At 44.9% G+C, this 7,550-nt stretch carries 5 protein-coding genes; 4 read left to right on the top strand and 1 reads right to left on the bottom strand.

The genetic code is table 11. The features are described 5' to 3' along the window. The first annotated feature begins 3 nt into the window (after window positions 1-3). From rsmH to mraY, 4 genes are read left to right on the top strand one after another with little or no spacing between them, the layout of a single operon-like run. Window positions 4-954, top strand: a complete 951-nt coding sequence (gene rsmH / locus GMD4S_RS06430; protein ID WP_000159388.1) for a 16S rRNA (cytosine(1402)-N(4))-methyltransferase RsmH — start codon at window positions 4-6, stop codon at window positions 952-954. 10 nt (window positions 955-964) lie between these two features. Beyond that, the gene (ftsL, locus tag GMD4S_RS06425; protein ID WP_000840795.1) at window positions 965-1,282 is read left to right on the top strand and encodes a cell division protein FtsL; all 318 of its coding nucleotides are present in this window, start codon (window positions 965-967) and stop codon (window positions 1,280-1,282) included. A gap of 3 nt (window positions 1,283-1,285) precedes the next feature. After that, a complete protein-coding gene (gene pbp2x, locus GMD4S_RS06420; RefSeq protein WP_000816036.1) occupies window positions 1,286-3,541 on the top strand; it encodes a penicillin-binding protein PBP2X in 2,256 nt (751 codons plus the stop codon). Window position 3,542: 1 nt separating this feature from the next. Then, window positions 3,543-4,523: a phospho-N-acetylmuramoyl-pentapeptide-transferase gene (gene mraY / locus GMD4S_RS06415; RefSeq protein ID WP_000625787.1), complete on the top strand. Its 981-nt coding sequence runs from the start codon at window positions 3,543-3,545 to the stop codon at window positions 4,521-4,523. 69 nt (window positions 4,524-4,592) lie between these two features. Here the strand turns inward: mraY and GMD4S_RS06410 are convergent. After that, on the bottom strand, window positions 4,593-7,550 hold a 2,958-nt coding region (locus GMD4S_RS06410), incomplete at its 5' end, for an SIALI-17 repeat-containing surface protein (protein WP_000507538.1).

Here is a 7,550-nt window from a genome sequence, read left to right as displayed (position 1 = left end):
GATATGACAAAAGAATTTCATCATGTAACGGTCTTGCTTCATGAAACGATTGATATGCTTGACGTAAAACCTGACGGTATCTACGTTGATGCGACTTTGGGCGGAGCAGGCCATAGCGAATATTTATTAAGTAAATTGAGCGAAAAAGGGCATCTCTATGCCTTTGACCAGGACCAGAATGCCATTGACAATGCGCAAAAACGGTTGGCACCCTATATCGAAAAGGGGATGGTAACCTTTATCAAGGATAACTTCCGTCATTTGCAGGCACGTTTGCAGGAGGCTGGTGTCCAGGAAATTGATGGAATTTGTTATGACTTGGGAGTGTCCAGTCCTCAGCTGGATCAGCGTGAACGTGGTTTTTCTTATAAAAAGGATGCGCCACTGGATATGCGGATGAATCAGGAAGCTAGTCTGACGGCCTATGAGGTGGTCAATCATTATGACTATCATGACTTGGTTCGGATCTTTTTCAAGTATGGTGAGGATAAGTTTTCTAAACAGATAGCTCGTAAGATTGAGCAAGCGCGTGAGGTGAAACCCATTGAGACAACGACGGAGTTGGCAGAGATTATCAAGTCGGCCAAGCCTGCCAAGGAGCTCAAGAAAAAGGGACACCCTGCCAAGCAGATTTTTCAGGCTATCCGAATCGAAGTCAATGATGAGCTGGGCGCTGCAGATGAATCTATCCAGCAGGCCATGGACATGCTGGCTCTGGATGGTAGAATCTCGGTCATTACCTTCCATTCGCTGGAAGACCGCTTGACCAAGCAATTATTCAAGGAAGCTTCAACAGTGGAAGTTCCCAAAGGCTTGCCCTTCATTCCAGATGACCTTAAGCCCAAGATGGAATTGGTATCCCGTAAGCCAATCTTGCCAAGTGCCGAAGAACTAGAAGCCAACAATCGTTCGCATTCAGCCAAGTTGCGCGTGGCTAGAAAAATTCACAAGTAAGAGGAAAAACATGGCAGAAAGAATCGAAAAAACAAGCCAGTTATTGCAAACGAAGTTCAAAGGTTTTTCACGTGTGGAAAAGGCCTTCTATGTTTCGATTGCTGCAACAATGATTATCCTGGCAATTAGCGTTGTGTTTATGCAGACCAAGCTATTACAAGTTCAGAATGAATTGACCAAGGTCAATGCTCAAATCGAAGAAAAGAAAACCGAGCTAGATGATGCCAAGCAAGAGGTCAATGAATTGATTCGTTCAGAACGTTTGAAAGAGATTGCAAACTCTAAAGATTTGCAGCTGAATAACGAAAATATCCGAGCAGCGGAGTAAGAAATGAAACAGTGGAAAGAAAAAATCATCCGTTATGCCGTTCGTAACCGTAAATCTCCAGAAGAAAATCGCCGAAGAGTAGGGAAAAGCCTGAGTTTATTGGCTGTCATACTCTTCGCGGTCTTTTTGGTCAACTTTGCGGTCATTATCGGAACGGGTAAAAAATTTGGTAAGGACTTGGTTCAAGAAGCCAACAAGGTCCATCAAACAACCAAGACGATTCCTGCAAAACGGGGAACCATCTACGATCGTAATGGAACGCCTATTGCAGAAGATGCGACTTCGTATAATATCTATGCCGTTATTGACAAGACCTACAAGTCAGCAACAGGCAAAATTCTCTATGTAGAGGATTCTCAATTTAATAAGGTGGCTGAGATTTTCCATAAATACCTAGATATGGAAGAGTCTTATGTCAAAGAACAGCTTTCTCAACCAGATCTAAAACAGGTATCCTTTGGTACCAAGGGAAATGGGATCACCTATGCCAATATGATGGCTATTAAAAATGACCTCAAAACTGCTGGTGTTGAGGGGATTGACTTTACAACTAGCCCTAACCGCAGTTATCCCAATGGACAGTTTGCTTCTTCCTTTATCGGTTTAGCGCAACTCCATGAAAATGAGGATGGCACCAAACGTTTGATTGGGACATCTGGTTTGGAGAGTTCCTTAAATAGCATTCTGGCGGGTACAGATGGGATCATCACCTATGAGAAAGATCGTCTGGGAAATATTGTTCCGGGTACGGAGCAGGCTTCCCAACACATGGTAGACGGAAAGGATGTTTACACTACCCTTTCTAGTCCTTTGCAATCCTTTATGGAAACCCAGATGGATGCCTTTCAGGAAAAGGTAAAAGGCAAGTATATGACCGCGACCTTGGTCAGTGCAAAGACCGGTGAAATTCTCGCTACCACCCAACGACCTACCTTTAATGCAGATACTAAAGAAGGAATCACTGAGGACTTTGTTTGGCGTGACATTCTTTATCAAAGTAACTATGAACCAGGATCAGCCATGAAGGTTATGACGTTAGCTTCTTCTATTGATAATAATACCTTCCCAAGTGGAGAATACTTCAATAGCAGTGAATTAAAAATAGCGGATGCGACGATTCGAGATTGGGATGTTAATGATGGTTTGACTACTGGTGGGATGATGACTTTCTCACAAGGTTTCGCTCACTCCAGTAATGTTGGAATGAGTCTACTTGAACAAAAAATGGGAGATGCTACTTGGTTGGATTATCTAAACCGCTTTAAATTTGGGGTCCCAACTCGCTTTGGCTTGACAGATGAATACACAGGTCAATTACCTGCTGATAACATTGTCAATATTGCCATGAGCTCATTTGGACAAGGGATCTCTGTCACCCAGACCCAGATGCTTCGTGCCTTTACAGCCATTGCCAATGATGGGGTTATGTTGGAGCCGAAATTTATCAGCGCCCTCTATGATCCAAATGACCAGTCTGTTCGTAAGTCTCAAAAGGAAATCGTCGGAAATCCTGTGTCCAAAGCAGCAGCGTCCTCTACTCGGGAGCACATGGTCATGGTCGGAACAGATCCTGTCTACGGTACCATGTACAACCACAGCACAGGAAAGCCGAATGTCAATGTTCCGGGGCAAAATGTCGCCCTAAAATCAGGGACTGCTCAGATTGCCGATGAGAAGAATGGGGGTTACCTGACAGGTGAAACCAACTATATCTTCTCTGTTGTGTCGATGCATCCTGCAGAAAATCCTGACTTTATCCTCTATGTGACGGTGCAACAGCCAGAGCATTATTCGGGTGTTCAGCTGGGAGAGTTTGCCAACCCAATCCTTGAGCGAGCTTCTGCTATGAAAGAATCCCTCAATCTTCAGTCAACTGCCAAGAACTTGGATCAGGTCAGCAAGACGACAAGCTATGCTATGCCGGCTACCAAAGACTTTACTCCGGGTGACCTAGCAGAAGAATTGCGCCGAAACCTGGTCCAACCAATTGTTATCGGAACAGGAACCAAGATCAAGGAACTCTCGGTTTCTGAAGGAGATAATTTGGAAGCCAATCAGCAGATCTTGATCCTGTCAGATAAGGTCGAAGAAATGCCTGATATGTACGGCTGGACAGATGAAAATGTGCAAACATTTGCTAAATGGCTGAATATAGAAGTCGAGTGGGAAGGTAGTGGCAAAACGGTCAAGAAACAAAGTGTCCGTGCCAATACTGCCCTCAAAGACCTTAAAAAAATGAAAGTAACTTTAGGAGATTAAGATGATTAGTTCCATTAGTGCTGGAATTCTAGCCTTTCTATTGACCTTGATTGGCATTCCAGCCTTTATCCGATTTTATCGAAAAGCACAGATTACAGGTCAGCAGATGCACGAGGATGTCAAGCAACACCAAGCAAAAGCTGGAACTCCAACCATGGGAGGTCTTGTCTTCCTGATCGTTGCAGTTGTTGTGAGCTTCCTTGTCGCTCTCTTTACCCAACAATTGACCAACAATGTAGGCATGATTTTGTTTATCTTGGTTTTGTATGGTTTGGTAGGTTTTTTGGATGATTTTCTCAAGGTCTTTCGTAAGATTAACGAAGGCTTAAATCCCAAGCAAAAACTTGCTCTCCAGCTGCTTGGAGGAGTGGTTTTCTACCTCTTTTATGAGCGCGGTGGCGACATGCTTTCAGTCTTTGGCTACCAAGTTCATCTGGGAATTTTCTATATTTTCTTTGCCCTTTTCTGGCTAGTTGGCTTTTCAAATGCGGTGAATCTGACGGACGGGATCGACGGCTTAGCAAGTATTTCAGTGGTGATTAGCTTATCGGCCTACGGTGTGATTGCTTATATGCAAAATCAACTGGATATCCTTCTTGTGATTCTTGCCATGATCGGTGGTTTGCTAGGTTTCTTCGTCTTTAACCACAAGCCTGCCAAGGTTTTCATGGGAGATGTGGGAAGTTTGGCTCTAGGTGGGATGTTGGCAGCAATCTCTATGGCCCTCCACCAAGAATGGACCCTTTTGTTGATTGGGATTATCTATGTCTTTGAGACAAGCTCTGTTATGATGCAGGTTACCTACTTCAAACTTAGTGGTGGAAAGCGTATTTTCCGTATGACACCTGTGCATCATCATTTTGAGCTTGGAGGATTCTCAGGCAAGGGCAATCCTTGGAGCGAGTGGAAGGTTGATTTCTTCTTTTGGGGAGTTGGGCTTCTAGCAAGTCTCTTGACCTTAGCCTTTTTATACCTACTGTAAAACTAACTTCTGATGACAAAATAAAACAGGATGAAGGTGATCTTCATCCTGTTTTTGTGTGCTTAAAGGTTAGTTGGAGTCATCCTTTCTTCCTTTTAACATAAATGTGGCTGTAAGGGCTAGGCTGAGTCCTGCTAAGAATAGGAGTGGGTTGGACGCTTCTCCTGTTGCTGGAAGTTGTTCTTTAGGAGAATGATTTCCAGCTTTAGCAAGGCTCGGACTAGCTGGAAATTGTTCAGCCTCGTGTGCCAAGGTTTCTGTATCTGGAGCACTTGGTTTTTCCTCTGTGTTAGAGCTTGTTCCAGTAGCTTGATAGACGACAGCATAGGTACTGAAATGATTAGTGATGAATTCTACCTTTCCGTCTCGTACAGTGAAATCAAGGGCTTGCAACTCCTTGGTCGGAGTGATGTAGTAGATATTTTCGACGCTAGCTGAAATAGGCAAGCGAACCAAGACAGAGCCTTTTGGCTGCAAGCTATGATCTGTTGGATTTTTAAGCTGTAGATTGTAAGCATCATAGGTCTTGCCAAAGAGTTCTTGAGCTAGGACACGTCGGCTAGAAACGTGAGAAATTCCTTCTAAGTCGCTGGCTCCACCGATGATTTCTACTCCAGTCTCCTTATCTTTCAAGACTTGAACTGGATAGTCAGGAAGGCTAAGGGTTGGAGTGGCCTGATCTCCCGGAGTTCCGAAAGGCTCGGTGTACTCAGGTTTTTCAACAGTAGGTGCTTCCTCTTGACCTGCTGTTCCGATAGGTTCGGTGTATTCAGGAATTTCAACTGTTGGAGCTTCTTGTTCTCCTGCCGTTCCGATAGGTTTGGTGTATTCAGGTTTTTCAACAGTAGGAGTTTCCTCTTGACCTGCTGTTCCGATAGGTTCGGTGTATTCAGGCTTTTCTACAGTGGGTGGCACTTCTTGCCCTGCAGTCCCGATAGGCTCAGTGTACTCAGGTTTCTCGACAGTAGGAGCTGGTTCATCCCCCTTGCTTGTAGTTGGCTGCTTCTCATCAACTTTCTTTTCATCTTTTTTAGTAAAGACGGCTACGACAGGACTGCTAGTGGTAGTTCCTTGAATAGCATATGCTTCAATGGCATTTCCAGATTTGCGATTGGTTTCGTCAGGGATTGGGATTTGAACTTGATTGTCTTGGATTGATAGGATAGTCTGATCCCCACTTGTAACCAGATGCGTTTCATCCACCTTACGCAAAACTAGAGGATCTTTGACACCTGGGAAGGTCACTGCGATGGCTTCCCAATCTCCAGCTGGTAGGCTTAAGGAAATGGTTTTGTCATTTTCCTTAAGAGGCGCGATGCTCGGACTATCTAGACCAACAGCAGGGGCTTTGATGATATCAAAGGAGTCTAGAGAGATTTTCTTGCGACCTTCTGGCGAATCTGGATCAACTTGTAATGTCAGGGTGTGCGGGCCGTCAGTAAGGTTTGTAAATTCGCCAATAAAGGCTCTCTTTTCGGTCGCACCTGAGGTGTAGAAATCTAGACTTGGCATTTCTTTGCCATCTAGTGTAACACGTGCTCGTCCAAGGGCAAGGCTCTTCAAGCCATAAATACGAATACCTGTCCCTGTAAAGGAAATAGTTGCCTGAGCTTCTGAAGCTGCACTAGAGTCACTGTTGTTGATGTCCGCGTATTTTTCCGTACCTCCGTAGAGTTCAGGGTCAGACCAGTCCTTAAACTGGGAACCATACTGGATGCGCGAATCACGATCATCCATTTTTTCAATCGTATTGCCTGTTCCAGCTAGGATCTTGAAGTAGTCTAATGAAATTTTCGAGCGCTCACTACCACGTCCTTTGTGCTCACGTTTAACACGAAGAGTCAATGTGTGAGGTCCGTCAGATAATCCTGCGAAGCGACCGATGAGACGGCCTTTTTCAGTTGCTCCAGCAGTATGGAAGTCAAGCTCCCCGACCTCTTTGCCATCAATTTTAGCAGTGGCAAGACCTAGTTCAGACGATTTCAGTCCATAGATTTCGATACCAACGCCAGTGAAAGGAATGGTAGCAGTGAGATCTTCGTCTGTGTAGTCTCCTTTTGAAAGGTCAGCAAATTTCTCTGTTCCTCCAAATAATTCTGCGTCTGCCCAATTTCCAAAGGCAGCTCCGTACTGGATACGGCCGTCTCGATCATCCATCAATTCACTAGGGGTTTCTACAATTGCTTGTTCAGAGACTTGTGTAGAAACTTCGCCCAGCATAGCTTTGACAGTATAGGTGTAGGCATGTTGAGGATTGAGTGATCGGTCAATAAAATGGGTTTGATTGGTTACAAATTCTCTGGTCGCAGAGGTTTGGCCAGTTTCGTCTTTCACTTGTCTTTGGATGACATAGTGGATAGCGCCTTCTACTTGGTTAAAGGTGAGTTCAGCAGTGACTCCATTTTGTCGAACGGCTGTCAGACTGGTTACACGACCAGGGAAGTGTTCAAAGGTAATGACGTCACCTTTTTGTGTTGCCAGTTGGATGCGATTATCTTTAAGCACAGTTGCCGTGACTGCTTTGCCATTGACCTTGATCTGACTGGCTTCGATATTTGGATAGTCTACAACCAGGTCTCCACCGACATTTGAAAGGAAGGACAAGCTTTGCAAGTTCTTATCTTTCCACTTCATGCTGACTTCAAAGTTACCACGGGCAATCAAGCCAGAAACTTGACCGTCTTTCCAAGCATCTGGAAGGGCTGGCAATGGTGCAATATAGCCTGTATGAGATTGGAGGAGCATTTCTGCCATCCCACTGGTTGCTCCGAAGTTGCCATCAATTTGGAAAGGCGCGTGGGTATCCCAAAGGTTTTCTAGGGTTGAATACTTGAGCTGTTCAGCGAGCAAGCGATGGGCACGGTTACCGTCCAGCAGACGAGCCCAAAGGTTGATTTTATTGGCCTTAGACCAACCTGTACCACCATCTCCACGGTGGTTCAAGGTAGCACGCGCAGCCTCTAGGTATTCAGCCTGGTCCTTGCTAAAGAGCGTACCTGGGAAGAGACCAACTAGATGGGAAACGTG

Source organism: Streptococcus sp. GMD4S, assembly GCF_000296955.1.
Note: the sequence above shows the minus strand (reverse complement) of the source record. Positions and strands in the feature narration are given on the sequence as shown.